General features: G+C 59.4%; 18 protein-coding genes. 12 read left to right on the forward strand and 6 right to left on the reverse strand.

Annotated elements, in window-relative coordinates; genetic code table 11:
- Positions 1-46 precede the first annotated feature (46 nt).
- Positions 47-1,477 carry a sulfatase-like hydrolase/transferase gene (locus IPK32_01070; protein MBK8090610.1) on the reverse strand — a complete coding sequence of 477 codons (1,431 nt, stop codon included), beginning with the start codon at positions 1,475-1,477 and terminating at the stop codon, positions 47-49.
- A 106-nt stretch (positions 1,478-1,583) separates the two neighbouring features.
- On the opposite strand from IPK32_01070, the gene IPK32_01075 reads away from it, so the two are divergent.
- Together IPK32_01075 and IPK32_01080 are read left to right on the forward strand one after the other, a co-directional pair.
- A complete protein-coding gene (locus IPK32_01075) occupies positions 1,584-2,486 on the forward strand; it encodes a ParB/RepB/Spo0J family partition protein (GenBank protein MBK8090611.1) in 903 nt (300 codons plus the stop codon).
- Entirely contained in the window at positions 2,487-2,996 is a 510-nt protein-coding gene (locus IPK32_01080; GenBank protein ID MBK8090612.1) for a nuclear transport factor 2 family protein, read from the forward strand.
- Here the strand turns inward: IPK32_01080 and IPK32_01085 are convergent.
- Entirely contained in the window at positions 2,993-3,970 is a 978-nt protein-coding gene (locus IPK32_01085; GenBank protein MBK8090613.1) for a lysophospholipid acyltransferase family protein, read from the reverse strand. The two genes, IPK32_01080 and IPK32_01085, sit on opposite strands and share 4 nt — an antisense overlap.
- Positions 3,971-4,011: 41 nt before the next feature.
- On the opposite strand from IPK32_01085, the gene IPK32_01090 reads away from it, so the two are divergent.
- Together IPK32_01090 and IPK32_01095 are read left to right on the forward strand one after the other, a co-directional pair.
- On the forward strand, positions 4,012-4,995 hold the full coding sequence (locus IPK32_01090) for a M20/M25/M40 family metallo-hydrolase (GenBank protein MBK8090614.1): 984 nt from the start codon (positions 4,012-4,014) through the stop codon (positions 4,993-4,995).
- Positions 4,996-5,101: 106 nt separating this feature from the next.
- Positions 5,102-7,783, forward strand: a complete 2,682-nt coding sequence (locus IPK32_01095) for a leucine--tRNA ligase (GenBank protein ID MBK8090615.1) — start codon at positions 5,102-5,104, stop codon at positions 7,781-7,783.
- A gap of 159 nt (positions 7,784-7,942) precedes the next feature.
- On the opposite strand, the gene IPK32_01100 is transcribed toward IPK32_01095, so the two are convergent.
- Complete coding sequence (locus IPK32_01100) at positions 7,943-8,710, reverse strand: inositol monophosphatase (protein ID MBK8090616.1); 768 nt, start codon at positions 8,708-8,710, stop codon at positions 7,943-7,945.
- Positions 8,707-9,357, reverse strand: coding sequence for a phosphopantothenoylcysteine decarboxylase (locus IPK32_01105; protein ID MBK8090617.1), 651 nt, complete (start codon positions 9,355-9,357; stop codon positions 8,707-8,709). Before IPK32_01105 ends, IPK32_01100 begins: the two co-directional genes overlap by 4 nt.
- A gap of 75 nt (positions 9,358-9,432) precedes the next feature.
- Between IPK32_01105 and IPK32_01110 the strand changes: the two genes are divergently transcribed.
- Positions 9,433-10,020 (forward strand): hypothetical protein, encoded by a 588-nt coding sequence (locus tag IPK32_01110; protein MBK8090618.1) that lies wholly within the window; start codon positions 9,433-9,435, stop codon positions 10,018-10,020.
- Here IPK32_01110 and IPK32_01115 read toward each other — a convergent pair whose 3' ends face one another.
- Both IPK32_01115 and IPK32_01120 read right to left on the reverse strand, forming a co-directional pair.
- Positions 10,021-11,112, reverse strand: a complete 1,092-nt coding sequence (locus IPK32_01115; GenBank protein MBK8090619.1) for a HAMP domain-containing histidine kinase — start codon at positions 11,110-11,112, stop codon at positions 10,021-10,023.
- A 70-nt stretch (positions 11,113-11,182) separates the two neighbouring features.
- Positions 11,183-12,307, reverse strand: coding sequence for a citrate synthase (locus IPK32_01120; GenBank protein MBK8090620.1), 1,125 nt, complete (start codon positions 12,305-12,307; stop codon positions 11,183-11,185).
- 313 nt (positions 12,308-12,620) lie between these two features.
- Here IPK32_01120 and sppA point away from each other — a divergent pair, with 313 nt between their 5' ends.
- The 7 genes from sppA to IPK32_01155 all read left to right on the forward strand — a co-directional run bounded on the left by sppA (position 12,621) and on the right by IPK32_01155 (position 20,053).
- Entirely contained in the window at positions 12,621-13,544 is a 924-nt protein-coding gene (gene sppA / locus IPK32_01125; protein ID MBK8090621.1) for a signal peptide peptidase SppA, read from the forward strand.
- Between the two features lie 9 nt (positions 13,545-13,553).
- Positions 13,554-14,393, forward strand: coding sequence for a CPBP family intramembrane metalloprotease (locus tag IPK32_01130; protein ID MBK8090622.1), 840 nt, complete (start codon positions 13,554-13,556; stop codon positions 14,391-14,393).
- A gap of 65 nt (positions 14,394-14,458) precedes the next feature.
- Positions 14,459-17,305, forward strand: a complete 2,847-nt coding sequence (locus tag IPK32_01135) for a PSD1 domain-containing protein (protein MBK8090623.1) — start codon at positions 14,459-14,461, stop codon at positions 17,303-17,305.
- A gap of 54 nt (positions 17,306-17,359) precedes the next feature.
- The gene (locus IPK32_01140) at positions 17,360-18,169 is read left to right on the forward strand and encodes a 3-methyl-2-oxobutanoate hydroxymethyltransferase (GenBank protein MBK8090624.1); all 810 of its coding nucleotides are present in this window, start codon (positions 17,360-17,362) and stop codon (positions 18,167-18,169) included.
- Between the two features lie 18 nt (positions 18,170-18,187).
- On the forward strand, positions 18,188-18,922 hold the full coding sequence (locus IPK32_01145) for a glycosyltransferase (GenBank protein ID MBK8090625.1): 735 nt from the start codon (positions 18,188-18,190) through the stop codon (positions 18,920-18,922).
- Positions 18,862-19,380 (forward strand): glycosyltransferase, encoded by a 519-nt coding sequence (locus tag IPK32_01150; protein MBK8090626.1) that lies wholly within the window; start codon positions 18,862-18,864, stop codon positions 19,378-19,380. Before IPK32_01145 ends, IPK32_01150 begins: the two co-directional genes overlap by 61 nt.
- 85 nt (positions 19,381-19,465) lie before the next feature.
- Positions 19,466-20,053, forward strand: coding sequence for a hypothetical protein (locus IPK32_01155; GenBank protein ID MBK8090627.1), 588 nt, complete (start codon positions 19,466-19,468; stop codon positions 20,051-20,053).
- Positions 20,054-20,059: the final 6 nt, after the last annotated feature.

Genomic DNA, 20,059 nt, shown 5'->3' on the forward strand with positions numbered 1-20,059 from the left:
TTCCTGAATCTGCGGCAAAAATTTGGACGGATGATGAATCAAGGCATCACGGCTTCACCGCATCTTCCACACCATTCAGGCTCCGCACGACGCTTTCTAGCCAGTCTTCGAGCTGCTGACGCATTTCGGCCACACGTTCTGGCTGCTCGGCGATGAGCACGTTTTGCTCCTCCGGGTCGGTGGAGAGGTTGTAGAGCTCCCAGCTCACATCCGAGCCTTTTTTCTCGATGCGGTGCAGTTTCCACGGCCAGTCAGTCCACGCAGCATGGCCTAAAAATGTATCCAGCGGATGCTGCGTGGTGATCTGGCCCGCATCAGCACGGATGCGGGCGGGATCAGCCGGTTCGATGCCTTTGGCCTGATCGGCGAGTAAATCGCTCATCCATTTGTCCGAGGGCGTGCTGATGCCTTTCGTGGGGTGATCCCAGAATCCCATAGGCTTGCGGCGCTTGTTCGTTTCGCCCTCCAGCAGCGGCATGAGGTTTTCACCATCCAGAGGCACCTGCTTTTCCAGTTTGGAGTCCGTGATGGCCAGCAGTGTGGGGAAAATGTCACTGGTCACGCATGGCGTGCTGATGACCTGCGGCTTCTTGAACTGCGCGGGCCACTCGATCAGCGATGGCACCGGCAAGCCGCCCTCATAGATGCTGCCCTTATTCCCACGGCGCTTGCCCGCACTACCCACTTTGGGCAAAGCACCATTGTCGCTGCAATACCACAGCAGCGTGTCGTCACGCAGGCCCAGTTCTTTGATTTCGCTACGCAGTCGTCCAAAAGCGCGGTCCATCGCGGTGATCTCGCCGTAAAAGTTACGCACGTTCGCCGGCTGGTCCGCATAGAGCGCACGATCAGCCTCCAGCGCCCGGTGGGGACTGTGAGGCGAGCCAAACCAGATCACCGTGAAGAAACGCTGCTCCTTTTCTGCGCAGCGGCGGATGAACTTCAGCGCCACATCCATCGTCACGTCCGAGCTGTCGCCGTGAAACTGCGTGGCCTTTCCTGCGTCGCTCAAAATGGGATCTAGGTCGAAAAAGTTCGGCGCAGACACCCATTCGTCGAAACCGCTCGCACCTGGAGACACCGGGCTGGCTTTTTGCACCGATCCGAGATGCCATTTCCCGAAGTGCCCGGTGCGGTAGCCGCTCTTTTGCAGCACCTCCGCGATCGTCACTTCCTGCGGGCGCAGCGTGTGCCCCCAGGAGAAGCAGCCAAAGCGATTCGGCGTGCGTCCCGTCATCACACTACCGCGTGTGGGCGAGCACACTGGTGCAGCGGCATGAAACTGGTCAAAGCGCACTCCCTCCCGGGCCAAAGCGTCAAAATTCGGCGTCTGAAGATGCGGGTGACCATTGTAAGCCATGTCCCCCCAGCCCTGATCATCCGCCATCACCAGCACGATGTTTGGCGGGCCACCCGGCTCGGCCTGGAGCGTGACACAAAGCGGTAAAAGCAGAGCGAGTAGGATTTTCATCGGCATTTTCTAGCATGAGCGGCGCTCCCAGGACCACCAGTTTTTGCGCAAGCACATTTTCCGCCGCTATTCCGGTTTGCATCCAGGCGGTGGCTTTCTATGACATCTGCCTATGGCAAAACCCGCACTCGGAAAAGGACTCGGAGCACTCATTTCAGCACCAGCGGCTGTCTCGGGCGTCGCTCGCCCACCTGTGCTCGCCCAGCCAGCGCCCGGTGATGTCGTACAGCGTGTCTCGCTCGATCAGATCGTCCCCAGCCCCCTCCAGCCGCGCAAAGAATTCCAGCCCGAGCAGCTCACCGAGCTCATGGAGTCCATCCGCGAGCACGGCATCATTCAGCCGCTGATCGTCCGCCGCGTCGCAGGCAAGCTGGAGCTCATCGCCGGTGAGCGCCGCTTCCGCGCCTCACGTGAGCTTGGGCTCAAAGAGGTGCCCGTCATCACCCGCGAGGCCAGTGATAAAGATGTGCTGGAGATGGCCCTCATCGAGAACCTCCAGCGTGAGGGGCTCAATCCGATCGAGGAAGCCCAGGCCTACGCCCGCCTCTCCAAGGACTTCAACATGAAGCAGGAGGACATCGCGCAGCGTGTGGGCAAGAACCGCGCCACCGTGGCCAATGCCATCCGCCTGCTCGACCTACCTACGAGCGTGCAGGAGATGCTCTCCAGCACCATCATCACCACCGGTCACGCGAAGGTCATTCTCGGGCTCAAGAAGCCTGAAGATCAAAAGAAGATCGCTCACGACATCGTGCAAAAGGGGCTGACGGTCCGCGCCACGGAAAAAGCAGTCCAACTGATCCTCCATCCACCCGCTCCGAAGCCACCGCCCGCTGGCGCAGGTGAGCTGGACAGCGCCATCGCCTCCGTCGAGCAAAAGCTCATCTCCAGGCTCTCCACAAACGTCACCATCCATCACTCGGAGAAAAAAGGCCGCATCGAGATCGACTACTACGGCACAGAGGACATGAATCGACTCCTCAGCCTCCTCGGAGTCGAAGAAGAAGCCTTTTAAATGATGCACCCTGACCGCAGCGCAATGAATACGCCCACTCGCAGCATGCCGAGCTGGGTTTATTCCTTCCTTTGCTATTTCTCTTGCCTGCTGCTCCTCGCACTCGCTTCCTGTGCACCACAATCCGCACCCGCCGCTCACCCGGATGAGCCTGCGGTGCGCACCTTCCTGGATCGCTATTTCTCCACCTGGTCTGCACAGGACATGGATGGCTATGGTGGCTGCTTTCACCCGCAGGCACGCGTGACCTTTGTGCACGACGGCGTCGCTGACACGCAGGGGCTCACGGATTTCCTGCATGGACAAAAAATGGGTCACCAGACCGCCAGCGTGCCGATGAAGGAAATCCCTACCAGCATGCGCATCCTCATGGACGACCGCACCGCGCAGGCCAGCGTGCGCTGGAAGCTCACTCAGGGCTCACGCGTCGTCACGGGCACAGATTGCTTCACGCTCATCAAAACACCGCAAGGCTGGCGCATCGCGAGCTTGGTGTTTTACAATGACTAAGCCTTCGTCCGCATCGACTCCGGCACCATTTCATAAAAGGAAGGCAAAGGCCAGGAATACTCTGGATAGGCCGGATCACGTGCGGAGCCATCTGCTAGCGGCGTGTAGCGCCAGTGCTTGTACATCCACATCCAGCACTCGGGGTGCTCACGGATGGCTTTTTCGAAATCATCCCACACACGCTGCGTCAGCTCACGCGTGTCATCATCTGGCCCGGGCTGGATCGCCTCAAAGAGCCGCGCCTCATAGCGCCCATCTGGCAGCGGACGGCACACACCGGTGATGATGGAGAGTCCCAGCCGCTTCGCCAGCTCCACATGCAGCGTCGGCACGCAGGTCCACATGCCAAAGCACTGAATCGCCGCCGCAGCCTTCCCTGGCTCCAGATTTAAGTCGGTGAGCAATCCGGCGTGGCCTTGGCGCTTCAGCGTCTTCATCAGCTTCAGCATCGCATTCTCCTGCGGGATGATCGTATGCCCACTCTGCTCACGCAGCTTCTTAAAAAGGCGTGTGAGAGCCGGATTTTTGAAATCCTGCGCCACCACGGTGAATGGGAAGCCCCGAAAGCCCCATACCATGCTCACCAGCTCGAAATTCCCGAAATGCGGCGTCACCCACACGCCGCCGGTGCGCCGCGCCTGTGCCTCGATCTCTGGCTGTGGGATGTGGATGTCGAAAAAGGGCTGCCAGTTATTCTGAGTCAGCCGCGTGGACCAGAACAGATCCAAAAATGTCCGCGCAAAAGTCTGATACGAGCCCTTGGCGATACGACGGCGAGCTGCATCATCATACTGGTCACCGAAAGCACAGCGCAGATTCTCCAGCGCCGTCGTGCGACCACGTTTGTCGAAAAAGAACGCCAACGAGCCTACTCCGCGAGCCAGCGCCAGCAGCAGCCCACGGGGCAATCGGGGCAAAATCCACGCCACCGACTCCAAAACAGCGGTTTCTAGGAAATGACGGAGCTTCTTCACGAGAGAGTTGGCGTTGATGAAAAGTGCGTTACGGTGCCTACATGGCCCAATCCCTCACTAGCATCCTCAAACGACTTCTCAAGCTCCCCACGGCTCCCTTTCACGAGTACCATGTCCGCGCTGAGATCGAGGCCATCCTGAAGGACTGCCCGAATGTGAAGCTCAAGTGCGATAAATTCGGCAACCTGCTCGCCACTTACAAAAACGGCACCTCCCGCAGCAAGCCCACCTGGGTCTTCGGAGCCCACATGGATCACCCCGCCTTTGTACAAGGCGAAGACGGCTGGGAATTCCTCGGCGGCAGCGTCACTCCAGAAATGGATGGCGCCATCAAAAGCGGCCTGCGCAAATCCCACGGCGAAATCGCCACCTGGAACTTCCCCGTGAAAGTCACCGGCACTCGCATCGAGGCCCCCGCCTGCGATGACCTCATCGGCTGCGCCATCATCGTCTCCACGCTCCTAGAGCTCGCACGGCTAGAAATCAAAACCACAGTCCATGCCGTCTTCACGCGTGCGGAAGAGGTCGGTTGGCTCGGAGCATGGCATCTGGCTCAAAACTGGCCCTTTGGAAAAGACAGCGTCTTTGTCTCCATCGAAACCAGCCGCCCCGTCAATGGTGCCGTCATGGGCGAAGGGCCCATGGTCCGCGTCGGTGATCGCATGAGCGTCTTTGACAGCGAAGCCGTCGCTATCCTCTCCAAGACAGCGAAAGAACAAGCCATCCGCGTCCAGCGCTGTCTGCTCGATGCCGGCGCCTGCGAGGCCACCGCTGTGCAAGCCGCCGGCATCCGCAGCGTCGGCATCTCCGTCCCGCTGGGCAACTACCACAACATCGGAGTCCAGCGCCAAATCTCCCCCGAATACGTCATGATGGACGACGTAAAGTCCCTCATCGACCTGCTCAAAGCCCTCGTCGCCACCAAGCATGATGGCATCGGCGAGCGCACCATCCGCGAACGCGTGGAAATCCGCATGGCTGAGCACGCCGAGCACTACAAGGCTGGCTCGAAGCTCTTCGAGTGAGGTTTCAAGTTTCAGGTCCAAAGTTTTAAGTCTTCCAGGCGCAGGACTGGAAACCTCCAACTTTAAACTTGGAACTCGGCCCGTCCTCGCCTTCTTCCGCGCCCCTATGTCCAGCGAGCAGCGCAAAGCCTTCCCTTTCTCCGAGTTTGAACCGAAATGGCAGGGCGAGTGGGAGGCGAAAAAGGCCTTCCGCACGCCCAACCCCGGTGATGCCGACTTCGATGCCTCCAAGCCGAAGTACTTCGTGCTCGATATGTTCCCCTACCCTAGTGGCAATGGTCTCCATGTCGGCCACCCGGAGGGCTACACCGCCACGGACATCATCGGCCGCTTCAAAAAGATGTCCGGCTTCAATGTGCTGCACCCGATGGGCTGGGATGCCTTTGGCCTGCCTGCGGAGCAATACGCCATCAAAACCGGCACGCATCCCCGCGTGACCACGGAGGCGAACATCGCCAACTTCACCAAGCAGCTCAAATCCCTCGGCTTCGCCTACGACTGGGATCGCGAGGTCAACACCACCGACCCCGGCTACTTCAAATGGACGCAGTGGATCTTCCTGAAGCTCTACAACTCCTACGTCGGCGACGACGGCAAGGCGCATCCGATCAGTGAACTGGAAGCCAAAGGCCTCTCGCGTGAGGAAATCGACGCGAAACGCCTCGCCTACATCTCCTCCGCGCCAGTGAACTGGTGCCCGCAGCTCGGCACCGTGCTGGCGAATGAAGAAGTCGTGGACGGCAAAAGCGAAGTCGGCGGTTTCCCCGTCGAGCGCCGCCCCATGCGCCAGTGGATGCTGCGCATCACCGCCTACGCCCAGCGCCTCATCGACGAACTCGACGGCCTCGACTGGCCAGAAAGCATCAAGCTGCTCCAGCGGAACTGGATCGGCCGCAGCGAAGGTGCGCATGTGAAATTCCAAGTGCATAGCACTGAGCACTCCATAACGGTGTTCACGACCCGCCCCGATACCCTCTTCGGAGCGACTTACATGGTCCTCGCGCCCGAGCATGCCCTGGTGGATCAAATCGTCACCAAGGAGCAACTTCCATCCGTCGAGGATTACCGCGCCAAGACCGCGCGGAAGAGCGATCTGGAGCGCACCGAGCTCTCGAAGGACAAATCCGGCGTCTTCACCGGCGCTTTCGCCATCAATCCGGTGAGCAACGAGCAAATCCCCATCTGGATCGCCGACTACGTCCTCATGGGCTACGGCACCGGAGCCATCATGGCCGTGCCTGCACACGATGTGCGTGACTTTGAGTTCGCACAGAAGTTTGCCTTACCGATTCGTGAGGTCGTAGCCGCTTCACCAAAGCTCGTGGGCGAAGGCTCACCCGTTTGCACGATGGAGCCGCTGGTTTGCTTCCAAGAGGATGGTTTCGCCGTGAACTCGGGCTTCCTCGACGGCATGCCCACCGCCGAAGCGAAGAAGAAAATCGCCGCCTGGCTCGAAGAACAAGGCCTCGGCAAAGGCACCACCAATTTCAAACTCCGCGACTGGCTCTTCAGCCGTCAGCGCTACTGGGGCGAGCCCTTCCCCATTGTGTGGGAAGACGGCAATCATCGCAGCATTCCCGAAAGCGAGCTGCCGCTGCTGCCGCCGACGCTGGAAGACTTCAAACCCACCGGCACGCCCGAGCCTCCGCTCTCCAAGGCCACGGATTGGGTGCGTTACTCCGCCACCGCCACGCGTGAACTCAACACCATGCCGCAATGGGCCGGTTCGTGCTGGTATTACCTGCGGTATTGTGACGCCCGCAATTCGGAGCGCTTTGTCGGTGTGGAAGCCGAGAAGTATTGGATGACGGGCAAGTGCTCAGTGCCCAGTGCTCAGTCCTCAGACTCTGAAAAACTAAGCACTCCCCCACTAAGCACTGAGCATTCCGCTCCGACTCGCCCCGGCGGCGTCGATCTCTACGTCGGCGGCACCGAGCACGCCGTGCTCCACCTGCTTTATGCCCGCTTCTGGCACAAGGTGCTCTTTGATCTCGGTTACGTCAGCACGCCGGAGCCTTTCCAGCGTCTGGTGAACCAAGGTCTCATCCTTGGTGAAGATGGGCAGAAGATGTCGAAGTCCCGCGGCAACGTGGTGAATCCCGACGACGTCGTGCGTGAGTACGGTGCCGATGCGTTGCGCCTGTATGAGATGTTCATGGGTCCGCTGGAGCAGGTGAAGCCGTGGAGCATGAAGGGCGTCGAGGGCGTGTATCGCTTCCTCGCCCGCGTGTGGCGTCTGGTGATGGAAGTCGATGACGAAGGCGTGTGGAGCATCTCCAAGGCCCTGCAAGACGTGCCTGCGAACAAGCAGCTCACCAAAGCACTGCACGAGACGATCAAGAAATGCGGCGAAGACATCGAGAAGCTCAGCTTCAACACCGCGATCAGCCAGATGATGGTCTGCACCAATGCCTTCACCGGAGCGGAAGTGAAGCCTGCGGGAGCCATCGTGACCTTCCTCAAGGTGCTCAGTCCTTTCGCACCGCATCTCGCCGAGGAGCTGAATGCGATCATCCGCTCCCAATTCCCCGCCTTGGCCGCTTCCAGCTTCCTCAGCGATGAAACCTGGCCGAAATACGATCCCGCCGCCCTCATCGAGGACGAGGTGGAGGTCGTCTTCCAGGTGAACGGCAAGCTACGCGACAAAGCCCGCGTGCCCATCCAGGCCACGAAGGAGGAGATCGAAAAAATCGCCCTCGCCAGCGCCCGCGTGCAGGAATTCATGGAGGGCAAGCCCGCCAAGAAGGTCATCGTCGTCCCCGGCAAGCTCGTGAACGTGGTGGTCTAAAGTAGCCTTGTTGCTGCGCAACAAGGGCTGTGCTGTTCCGCAGGAACAGCACTACTTTTGCTCATCGTCATCCCCATGGGTGCTCGCGAACGTCGCGGCCTAAAGTAGCCTTGTTGCTGCGCAACAAGGGCAGTGCTGTTCCGCAGGAACAGCGCTACTTTACAGATACTCCTGAATCGGCAGCACGCCGTTCCAGGCGCAGATGAACATGGTGCCGGGCTTGGTGGTGCTCGGCTTCGTGGTGACTTTCCCACCCGCGTTTTCGATGAAGAGCTGGCCTGCGGCGATGTCCCAGAGGCTGATTTGCTCCTCAACATAAGCATCGAGCCTGCCACTCGCGATGTAGGCCATGGCGAGGGCGGCGCTGCCGAGCATGCGTGTTTTCCGCACTTCGTAGGCGATGCGTTTGTAGCGATCAAAGCCGAGATCGAGCGCCTCTTTGCTTTTGCTGAAGCCCACCGTGACGACGGCTTCGGCCATGGTGGCGCGGGTGCTGCATCGGACAGGTTTGCCATTCAAAAGTGGCCCTGAGCCCGCGACGCCGGTCCAGGTCTCGTTCTGCATCGGATCAAAGATGACGCCCACGAGCAGTTTTTTGCTCGCACGGTCGCGTGCGGCGATGGAGACGCAGAAGTGCGGGATGCCAAAGAAGTAATTCACTGTGCCGTCGATGGGATCGACGATCCACTCGATAGGGCCATCTCCACCTGTATCGCCGCCTTCTTCACCGAGGATGGCGTGATCTGGATGCGCGGCGAGGATCATCTCGGTGATGAGTTGCTGACTGCGCACATCGAGCTCGAGCTTGATGTCGTGCCGCTGCATTTCGTTGACGGTGAGCTCGGAGCCGAAGTTTTCTTTGATGAAGGCGCCGGCGGCATGTGCGGCGGCAGTGGCGGTGGCGAGGAGGGCTGGGAGGTCGTTCACGAGGCGGTTTTTTTCTGGGCTAGCGGGATAATCTCGGCGAGCAAAGCACGCGCGAGGCCGGTTTTTGTCTGACGTGGTAGCGGGAGTGCCCGGCCACCGGGAAAGCAGAGGGTGACGGCATTCTCTGCGCTGTCAAACCCGATGCCGGGCTGTGTGACGTCATTGGCGATGATGAGGTCGCAGTCTTTGCGTGCGAGTTTTTCACGAGCGTTTTCGAGCAGATTTTCTGTTTCTGCGGCGAAACCGACCAAAAAGCCGCGAAAGCCGAATTGAGGCCGTGCGGAGCCTAAAATGTCCTCGGTGCGCTCCAGCTCCAAAGTGAGCGACTCGGCACTTTTTTTGATTTTTTGGCCTGCGGTGGTTTTGGGCCGGTAATCGGCCACAGCGGCAGTCATGATCGCGATGTGGCTACTGCTGATGTGCTCGGCCACAGCTTCAAACATCTGCCGCGCCGTCTCTACCGGCACCAAGACGGCTCCAGGAGGCGGCGAAAGGCTCACAGGGCCGGAAATGAGCACGACCTCATGCCCCGCAGCCAATGCAGCCTCCGCCAGCGCATAGCCCATGCGCCCGGAGGAACGGTTCGAGAGGAACCGCACCGGATCGAGCGGCTCCCGTGTCGGACCTGCTGTGATGAGAATGCGCATGAGTGGGGATGGTGTGCCGGATGCGGTCAAAAGGCAATGATTGTCAGGATTCGGCTAAAAGGGTAGAATGTGCGCATGAAATCGCTCAAAAATCACTCTGTGCTTGCTGGTTTCACGCTCGTGCAAACGCTGGTTGTCCTCGCCATTTTGGCTGTGTTGGCGGCTTTGTTTCTGCCTTCTGGCAGTATTGCTTTAAAAAATGGAAAGCGCCGAACGAATGAGTCCATGCTCACAGCAGTCGAGTCAGCTTTGGAACTTTATCATGATGAATATGGTGAATTTCCGGAGCCATCGAATAGCGATGAAACTGCCGAAGTTATGCCTGGAAAAGTTTACCGCATCGGCGCGGCCAGATGCCTGTATCAGGCGATGACCGGAGAGGCAGGCGATGCGATCCAACAAAGGACCAAGGATGAGTCTGGCCTGAGGATTTTTAAAGACATGCCGAGTAGCTTCTGGCGCGATGTAGGCGGGAAACGAATCCTAGTGGATGCTTTCGGTGCCCCTTTTCAATACACGAAGGCGGAAGCAGGCCAAAACAACACGGTAAACTCAACTTACGATCTATGGTCATTCTCTGGCGATGATGAGAACATCATGGCGACATCAAAGCAAACAGAGAGCAATCCGCAGTTGGGCTCGAAGTGGATCAAGAATTGGTGATCAAACCGCCTGTGGCAAGGTCACTCGCACGGCGGCTCCGTGGGGAGAGGTGTTTTGGATGGTGAGTTGGCCGCCGTGGGCTTGGATGATGGTGGAGACGATGTTGAGGCCCACGCCCATGCCGCCTTCTTTTTCGCTGAAGAAAAGTTCGGTGCCGCGGGCTAGGGCGGCTTCGGAGAATCCGGGGCCGCTATCGGTGAAGATCATGGCGGGGCCTTCCCTCTCAATGCGCAGGGTGCCACCGCGGGGCATGGCCTGGATGGCATTGAGGAGGATGTTGCGGAAGGCTTGGGCGAGGCGTGAGGAGTCTCCCTGGACCCAATAGGGAGCAGCGAGGCTGTTTGTGATCTGAACGCTGGCATGCGTGGCCTGCGGGGAGATGTTTTGGACGACGCCATGCACGCAGGCGGTGAGATCGAGCCGTGTGAGCACGGGCGGGAGCGGATTGGCGAGGTGGAGCCACTGATTGACGAGGCCTTCGATGACACGGGATTCGCTTTCGATGAGTTGCACTGCTTTGGCATCCTCCTCGCCACTGGGCTGGAGGAGTTGGGAGTGGAGCTGGATGGAAGCGAGTGGGTTTTTAATGTCGTGCGCGAGGCTGGTGGCGACTCGCCCGAGCATGGCGAGCCGCTCGGACTCTGCCCGCTTCCCACGCTCGCGTGCAAAGAGCCATCCCACTGCACCAGAGGCGAACCAGAAGGCGAGTAGCGCATTCCGCGTGGCGGGATCAGCGAGGGTGAGAGTGGCAGCGGGGTGAGAGCGTGTGAAGACCATCTCATGGGCTCCATCGAGCAGGATCGTGATGCTGTCTGGGGTGGTGGAGCGCACAGGCAGGTCACTGCCGGCGGGGCGGAACTGGATGCTCATTTCTGTGAGGCGCTCTAGATCATGGGCGAGCTTTTCGCTGCGCGGTAGATTCATCTGCCGGACGAGCTCGGCGCTTTGTTGGGCGACTTTTTCGAAGAGATGCCGTGCCTCATCCTCCTGGCGGTGACGTAGCCAGAGGAGCAGCACCAGGGTGCCGATGAGGACAAAGCCAGCAAAGCCGAGTCCGAAGGCAAGGCGTGAGCGTGTGGCGGTAAAGAGCATGGGCGGCGCGGTTTTCCGTTCTCGACTGGGACAAAAAGGTCAAACGGAGAACTGCGAACAGAGCTCCGTTTTATCGCTCTTCGATGGGGACGACTTTTTGGCCGTAGGGCTTGCCGGTGTACTCGCTGAGGGGGCGGAAGAGGCGGTTTTCGCTCCATTGCTCCAGCACGTGGGCCGTCCAGCCGCTCATGCGTGCGATGGCGAAGATGGGCGTGAAGAGATCCGTCGGGATGTCGAGGCTGTAATAGACCGTGGCGGAGTAGAAATCGACGTTGGCGTTGAGGTTCTTCTGCTCGCGCATGATGGTGGCGATGCGTTCGCTCATCTGGATCCATTTTGCCTCGCCGAGCTGCTCGGTGAGCTTGATGGCCATCTCGCGGAGGTGCGGGGCGCGGGGATCGAGCACTTTGTAAACACGATGGCCGATGCCCATGATCTTCTTTTTCTGAGCGAGTGCGTCTGCGACCCAGGCATCGACTTTATCGAGGCTGCCGATTTCCTGGAGCATGTGGATGACGCCTTCATTGGCACCGCCATGGAGGGGGCCTTTGAGGGCACCGATGGCGGCAGAGATGGCGCTGTACATGTCGCTTAGAGTGGAGGCGACGACGCGTGCGGTGAAGGTGGAGGCATTGAAGCCATGCTCGGCGTGGAGGATGTAGGCGATGTCGAGGGTGCGCTCTGCTTCCTTGCTGGGGACTTCCCCATTCATGAGGTAAAGGAAGTGTGCGGCTTCGCTGAGGTCTTTGCGCACAGGTGGCAGTTCCAGCCCCTGACGAGCACGGTGGAAGTAAGCTGCGATGACGCCGATCTGGGAGGTGAGGCGGATGGCGTTGGCGAGATTTTCACTGACGTCGATGTCGTGGCGCTTCTGATCATAGCAGCCGAGCATGGAGACGGCGGTGCGCATGATGTCGATGGGCTTGGCGGTCTTGGGCGCGGTCTTGAGGAATTCGATCACGCCCTGAGGTAGCTCACGCTCAGCACGGAGGGCGGTAGTGAGCTTGTCGAGTTCAGTCTGATTGGGCAGTTTGTTGTAGTAGAGTAGGTGGACGACTTCCTCGTAGGAGACTTTGACGAGTTCGTTGATGTCGTAGCCACAATAGAAGAGGACGCCTTCGGCTCCTTTGACTTCTCCGAGGCGGGTTTCGGCGGCGACGATTCCTTCAAGACCTTTGCTAACGATGGATGACATGGCGTGACTGGCTTTCTAGGCGGTTTTTTAAAAGTGAGCCTTTGCCTTAGCGGGAACGCCCGGCGGCACAAGAAAAAGTCCGTGAGAAATCCATCTCATTGGCCATTTTGGTGCCAAAATTTGATCTGGGTGAAACTAACGCCCTGGGACATCCGCGTCACACCTTGCGCGGTGGCGGTGGCGCGGTAGCGTGGGGTGTATGAGTAGAAAAATAGGCTGTTTGTTCGCTTTTCTCGTTTTCGTGCTCTTCGCGAGCTTTGCGCTGAATCTGGTCTTTTGGGCCCGAATGGGCGATGGAGACGGGGAGGCCTTTGTGTCCTCTAAAGCAACCCCGAAGACGAAATATAGCGAAAAGCTCATCGAGCCGGCCTTGGGCGGCATCTCGGATAAGATCGTGCAGATCGACCTCGATGGCATGATCTCATCCATGGGGTCTTCCTCGCCGATTTTCGATGCTTTGCCGGATATGGACGCGATCAAGCACCAGGTCGAACAGGCGGCAGCAGATGCCCAGGCAAAGGCGATCATCCTCCGCATCAATAGCCCAGGTGGCGAAGTCACCGCCAGTGACGTCCTCTATAATAGCGTGAAAAAAGCGGCAGCGGTGAAGCCTGTGGTCGTCCACATGGACAGCCTCGCAGCCAGCGGCGGCTATTACATCGCCTGCGGTGCCACCAAGATCGTCGCCAGCGAGACCACGCTCACTGGGAGCATCGGGGTGATCATCGAGACGCTGAATTACACGGACCTTTTTGGCAAAGTGGGCCTGGGGATGAATACTTTCACCAGTGGTGCCTTTAAAGACAGCCTGAGTGGCGCTAGACCGATGCGTGAAGACGAGAAGGCCTATGTGCAGAATCTGGTAGCGCAGATGTATGAGCGTTTTCTGGGCATCGTCAGCCAAGCGCGGGGGGTGCCTACGGAGCAGCTCCGCACCACCGTCGCGGATGGGCGTGTCGTCACTGCCCGTGAGGCACTCGCGGCGAAGCTGGTGGACCAGATCGGCTACATCGAGGATGCTTATACGCTGGCACGGTCTCTGGCGAAGGCACCGCAGGCTGGCGTGGTGCGCTATTATCGAGACGTGGGCTTCTTTGAGACGCTGGGCATGGCTACAAAGGCCGGAGCCTTGCCAAAAACCGCGTCGCGGCTGGAATTGAGCCTCGGTGGAGCCTCTGCTCTGCCACAGCTCCGCCCAGGGGTGCCCTACTACCTTTCCACCACCCACGCACGCTGATCCACGCTCATGTCCGACGCAGTCAATATCGGCATCCTCCAAGACGTGACCTTCATCGCGGGCGTGATGATGTTCTTCGGCATCATCGGCTACAAATTGCTGCGTATCGCACGGCCTAGCGCCGCATGGAACCATGAGGGGCAGGTGCTCTCACGCCCTTACGGTGATGTGGACCTCCTCGTGGCCGTCGCAGGCATGGCGGTGCTACTCACTGGCGTCATGCAGCCGGTGGCAGAGATCGGTGTGAGTGCGGCTGCTCGCGTAGTGAAAGCCGAAGATGTCGCTCTCGGCGTGGTCTTCCAGCTCCTGATGTGTGCCGTGTTGCTGATGTATCTGAGCCAGTTCCGGCATCTGAATCTTCCAGAGATCTTCGGACTGGAAAGCGTCCGGTGGCGCAGGGCACTGCTCACTGTCCTAGCAGGCATGCTCATCATTTATCTAGTGGTGGGTGGCGTGGCGCTGGTCTGGATGCAGTGGCTGGAGCAGATGGCACCTGGGGCGGAGGCACAGGACTTGGTAAAGGCTTTTTCGGAGTCGGATAGCTGGAGCTTCCGGCTCCTGATCACGCTGGCGGCCGTGGTGGTAGCCCCCGTCGTCGAGGAAACGCTTTTCCGAGGCTTCTTTTACGCCGTGCTCAAACGCTACACGGACGCCCCCTTTGCTGCGGTGGTCACGGGTTTATTCTTTGCCATCATGCATCTTCATGTAGGCAGCCTGCTACCACTATGGGCACTGGCCATGCTGCTGTGCGCCGCGTATGAGTTCTCTGGCTGCTTACTCGTGCCTATCCTGCTGCATGCCGTCTTTAATGGCACCAGCATCGTTCTGATGCTGATCGGCGTGGAGTGAGAAAAACCACCCATGGGCAAGATGCGGGGCTGAGAGCCGTACTTCTCCATAGCCAGCTGCCCACGATGAAGCGATCTGCCCTCAGCGTCCTCGCCTATCTATTCGTCACGACTCTCGTTCGTGGCGCGGGAGTTCCATCCGCTGACGGGGCGGCATTTTTTGAAAAAAACATCCGTCCCATCCTCATCGAGCGCTGCTACGAGTGCCACTCTGCGGAGAAAGGAAAGAGCAAAGGAGGACTCACACTCGATACACGAGACTCCGTGCTCAAAGGCGGTGATAATGGCCCCGCACTCGTCGCTGGCTATCCAGAGAAAAGCCTGCTCATCGAATCCATCCGCTACAAAAACCAGGACATGCAAATGCCGCCGAAAGGGGCACTACCAGCACGGGAAGTCAGCCTCATCGAGCAATGGGTGAAGATGGGAGCTCCAGATCCGCGCAGCGGTGCCGCAGCGACTCCCTCGCACGGACCGCGTGTGATCGACATCCGTGCGGGAGCACAGCATTGGGCCTTCCAGCCTGTCGCACGCCCGGCTGTGCCAGCGGATGCATCACTGCCAAAGCCAGCCAATCCCATCGACGCGTTTATCCGAGCGAAACAGCGCAACAGCGGCCTCCAGCTCTCTCCAGCCGCAGATCCGCGCACACTTATCCGCCGCATGACCTTTGATCTCATCGGTCTGCCGCCCACGCCACAGGAGGTGGCAGACTTTGTCAGGGAAAGCAGCCGCGACGCCGCCTCTGCCACGCGGAATCTCATCGATCGCCTGCTCGCCTCACCGCATTACGGAGAGAAATGGGGCCGTCACTGGCTGGATGTCGCACGATATGCAGACTCGAATGGTCTCGATGAGAACATCGCTCTCGGCACAGCATGGCGTTACCGTGACTACGTCATTCAGGCTTTTAACAACGACCTGCCCTTTGATCGCTTCGTCCTGGAGCAGCTCGCAGGAGATCTGCTGCCCTCCAAAAGCGCCGAACAGCGCCAGCGCCAAGTCACCGCCACCGGCTTCCTCAATCTCGGTGCCAAAGTCCTCGCCGAGCCCGATAAGGAAAAACTCAGCATGGATGTCATCGACGAGCAAATCGACGTCATGGGCCGCGCTTTCATGGGCATGACACTCGGCTGCGTGCGCTGTCACGATCATAAATTCGATCCCATCCCCCAGGATGACTACTACGCACTCGCCGCCATCTTCAAAAGCACCCAGAGCTTCAGCAAAGACCGCATCGGAGCTCTCAGCACCACCTTTGAGGCACCGATGGGCGACCTCGACGCCTTTGCCCGAGTGAAGTCAGCCGAGCGTGTGCTCTCTGAGCATAAAAGCGCCGTCGCCAAGCTCGAAACAGAGGCCAACAAAGCGCTCAAAGACGAAGTGCGTCGTCAGGCCGTCGGCTACCTCATGGCCGCCGCGCAGCTCCCTCACTCCCCTACCCTGAGCACGGTGCGACCCATCGCAGAAAAGGCCGGTCTCCGCCCGCAAATCCTGCTCAACACACGCGTCTGGCTCGCAGCCAATGAGAAGCATCCAGTCTTCAAGCCTTGGCAAGATGCCCTCCGCCAGCGCGGTGCCGTCTCGCATCTGCGGGAGTATTACATGCTGCTTTTCGCCCAGGCAGAAAAAATCACTCCGATTCCTGCGAAGTCGAAAAAGCCCACCGGGTCCGACCTCGCCGCTGATAAAGAGCAAAAGCCACTGGCAGGCTCGATCCTACACCAGACCCGCGCTGCGCTGGATGATGCACGCGGCTTCCTCGCACTACCGCCGGAGCCAGAAGTGCTCTACCCCAAAGAAGTCGTCGCCAAGCTCCACCGGCTCAAAGACGTCATGATGAGCACGGAGAGCAATCTACCGGATCTACCCACCGCCCTCGCCGTCTCCGATAGCGACACGATTCTCAAAGAACTCAAAATTCACATCCGCGGCAGTCATCTCAGCCTGGGCAAGCCCATCCCGCGTGGCGTGCCGCAGGTCATGCAGATCGCCATGCGCACACGGCCAACCTTCTCCGCAAAAAGCAGTGGCCGCCTCGAGCTCGCCCAATGGTTGGCAGATGCCACTCACCCGCTCACCAGCCGCGTCATCGTCAATCGCATCTGGGGCTGGCATTTCAATCAAGCCATCGTGCCCTCCGCGGACAACTTCGGCCTCCTCGGCCAAAAACCGAGCCACCCCGAGCTGCTCGACTTCCTGGCATCTTGGTTCACCCAAAATGGCTGGAGTGTGAAAGCCCTACACCGCCTCATTTTGACCTCCCAGACCTATCAGCAGAGCAGCCAGGCGACAAGCACCGCGCAATCGGTCACAGTCGATCCAGAAAATCATCTTCTATCCCACTTCCCCATCCGCCGCCTGGAGGCTGAAGAGGTGCGTGATGCCCTGCTCCATGCTGCGGGCATGCTGGATGCCACCACAGGCGGGAAAACCATCCCTCGCCGCAATCGTGAGTTCGTCTTCAATCACACCAGCAAGGATTTCACCACATACGGCAGCACGCGGCGTGCGATCTACATGCCCGTCATTCGGAACAACCTCTACGACCTCTTCCAGCAATTCGATTACCCTGATCCCGCCACCTCCACCGGCATGCGGAACAGCTCCATCGTCTCCCCACAGGCTTTATTGCTCATGAATAGTGAGCTGTGCACTGCTGCGGCAGAAAAATTCGCCCAGAGGCTACTCGCAGGCAGCAGCGATATCGACTCCCGCGTGCGTGAGGCCGTGCAGATCGCCTATGCGCGGCCAAGCAACGCTACCGACCTGCGCCGTGTCCGTGACTTCCTCACCACCGCAGAGGCAGCCCTCGCCTCCGACCAGTCAGACGCTGCCAAGCGAGAGCTCCAAGCCTGGACACTCCTAGCCCAGGGGATACTCATGAGCAGTGAGTTCATTTACCTGCGGTGATCGCGTTGTTGGCTATTGAAACCATGGCAGTGGAACTGTAAGCCTCCCTTTGACATGGTCCGCCCGCGAAAAAAATACACCGTCCACGATCTCCGTAAGCTCAAAGGCAAGAGATGCCTCACGCACATCCATGTGAAATCGCCACAGGAGGCTGCGGCGGCGGATGCAGCAGGGATCGACCTCATGAGCTGTAGCTTTGACTCGCCAGAGGCACAGGCGCGGCTGCCGTCGCTGGTCGAGGCAGCGCCCACGGCATTTCTTTCTGGCTCCACGCCCCATGGCATGGCCACGCAGGAGGAGGCCATCCGCACAGGATTCCGAGCTCTCGAAATGGGGGCGAGCTCCGTGTACTGCTCTGGCAGCCCCTTTCTGATCGAGGCGATGGCTCGTGAGGGCATACCGATCGTTGGTCACATCGGCATGGTGCCACGCCATGTCACCTGGACGGGCTACCGCAGCATCGGCAAGACCGCAGATGAGGCGAAGGCCATCTATCGCAAGATGAAGGAGCTCGAAAGCGCTGGTGCCTATGCGGCCGAGATCGAGATCGTGCCTCACAACCTCGCCACCTGGCTCTGCAAGCAAACGAGCATGCTGCTGATGTCCCTGGGCTCTGGCACAGGCTGCGATACCCAGTTTCTCTTCTCCTGCGACATCTTGGGGGATTACGATGAGCGCATCCCGCGCCACGCGAAGTCCTACCGCAACTTCGCAGAGGAAAACCGCCGTCTGCAAAACGAACGCATCGCGGCCTTCAGTGAATACATCGCCGATGTAAAGGAGGGCCGCTTTCCAGAGCGCTGCAATCTCACCGAAATGGACCCCGCTTTGCTCGATGAAGTGATGCGTGATGTCGCTCCTTGACGTCTAACCCTGTCCTCCATGCACAAGGGCATCCTTCAGGTCTTCAATCGCTATCTTTTCCCCGGTGGGGAGGAGAAGAGTGTGGACCGCATCTACAATCATCTCCAGGAGCGGCATGCGATGCATCGCTGCTTCTTTGAAAGTGCCGATTGGAAGAAAGAAGGTGCCCCTAGTGCCCTGGGGCAAGTGCAGCGCCTGTTTTACAACAAAGAGAGCCGGGCAAAATTCGAGTCCATGCTCGATACGAGCCGTTCAGAAGTCGCACTCTTTCATAACATCTACCCTGTAGGCTCCCCCTCCCTCTACCATGCAGCACGGGATCGCGGCGTGCCCGTGGTGCAGTATCTGCATAACTTCCGCCCCTTTTCCGTGGGTGGTGCCTTATTCGTCAAAGGGAAGGTCAACGCGGATAGCCTAGGAGGAAAATTCCGCACCGAAGTGCTGGCAGGCGTGTGGCAGGGCTCCGTGCTTAAAACGGCCCTCTTTGCGCTCATGCTCAAGCGCCTACACCGCAGTGGTGCCCTCCAGAGCGTGAAGGCGTGGATCGCGATCTCAGACTTCATGCGTGACCGCATCGTGGAGTCAGGCTGGATCGCGCCAGAGCGGATTCACACGCTGCGGCATTCCTGGGATGCGATGCAGTCCCCACCACCAGTGGAGGATGCGGGGCATTACCTTTTCTCGGTCGCTTGGTGCCAGAAAAGGGCCTGCGCACGCTTTTGGATGCCTGGGATGAGCTACGCGGCAGTCTAGGCAAACAAACGCCGACACTGCTCATCGCGGGCGAAGGCCCCGAGGAGGCTCTAGTGCAGCAAAAAGCGAAGGAGAACCCCTTTGTCTGCTTCATGGGCCAGATCGGCGGCGCGAGGAAGCAGGAGGCCCTCCGCACCTGCCGGGCGCTGATCGCACCGTCCCTCTGGTGGGAGCCGCTGGGGCTGGTGACCTATGAGGCGTATGATTTTAGCAAACCGGTGCTAGCCGCACAGAGTGGCGGCTTCACCGAGACGGTACACCCAGGCCGCACAGGCCTACTGCATGCTCCAGGTGATGCGTCCGCATTAGCGCGGGATGTACGGACACTGGAGAATATGCCTGCTGGCCAGCGTGCTGCCTGGGGGGCGGCTGGACGTGCCTGGCTGCTGGAGGATGCAGGCGTGGGGCGCTGGAAAGACCGCTTTGAGTCGATTTTGGAAACGCTGCACAGAGAGTGAGCTTGTTTCTCCTGTGCTGGAGCTTGAAGACGCGGCGCGGCGTTTCATGCTCTCCCTCCGATTCTTCGCTGAAAAAAACTCCTGTATGCTGTCCCTCAACCGCCGCTGGCTGAAATGGTCGCTGCTCGCCCTCCTCGCGTGCGGGGTGGCGACATGGGCCGTGGGGGAGCTGTACTTCAATCTGGGCAGCAATCTGGTCTATCTGTCCGTGAAAGACTCCCGCAATACGCTGAAGGTACGACTGAAGCGCGGCGTGTGGAGGATGCCCACCGACCTCACTCCCGCAGATTTGGCTGCGGCGCTGATCGAGCGGCATGCAGAGCGTGGACTACGCTGGAGCACCTTGCGGGTTCACCGTGAGGCCGGGCTGCGTGCAGGCATGGTGCAGCGGCTTTTCGGAGCAGAGGTGCATGTGATGACGATCTCGCCAGAGCGATTTGATTTCATGACGAGCTTTTTGCCCAAATTCGCCCTGACGACGGCTGCGGAGCGCATGGAGAGCGAGAATCTGTGGTTCTCCATCACCGCGAATTTCCGTGACCCCAAAGGTAAGCCCATGGGCTGGGTGTATCACTCGGGTGTGCGTGTGAATGCGCCCTTTGGTGACTGGAGTGGCTGTTTTTTTGTCAAAGAAGGCAAACCATGGTTAGGGGCCAAAATCCCTGCTCGATGAGGTGCC

Source organism: Verrucomicrobiaceae bacterium (genome assembly GCA_016713035.1).
Classification (GTDB): domain Bacteria; phylum Verrucomicrobiota; class Verrucomicrobiia; order Verrucomicrobiales; family Verrucomicrobiaceae; genus Prosthecobacter.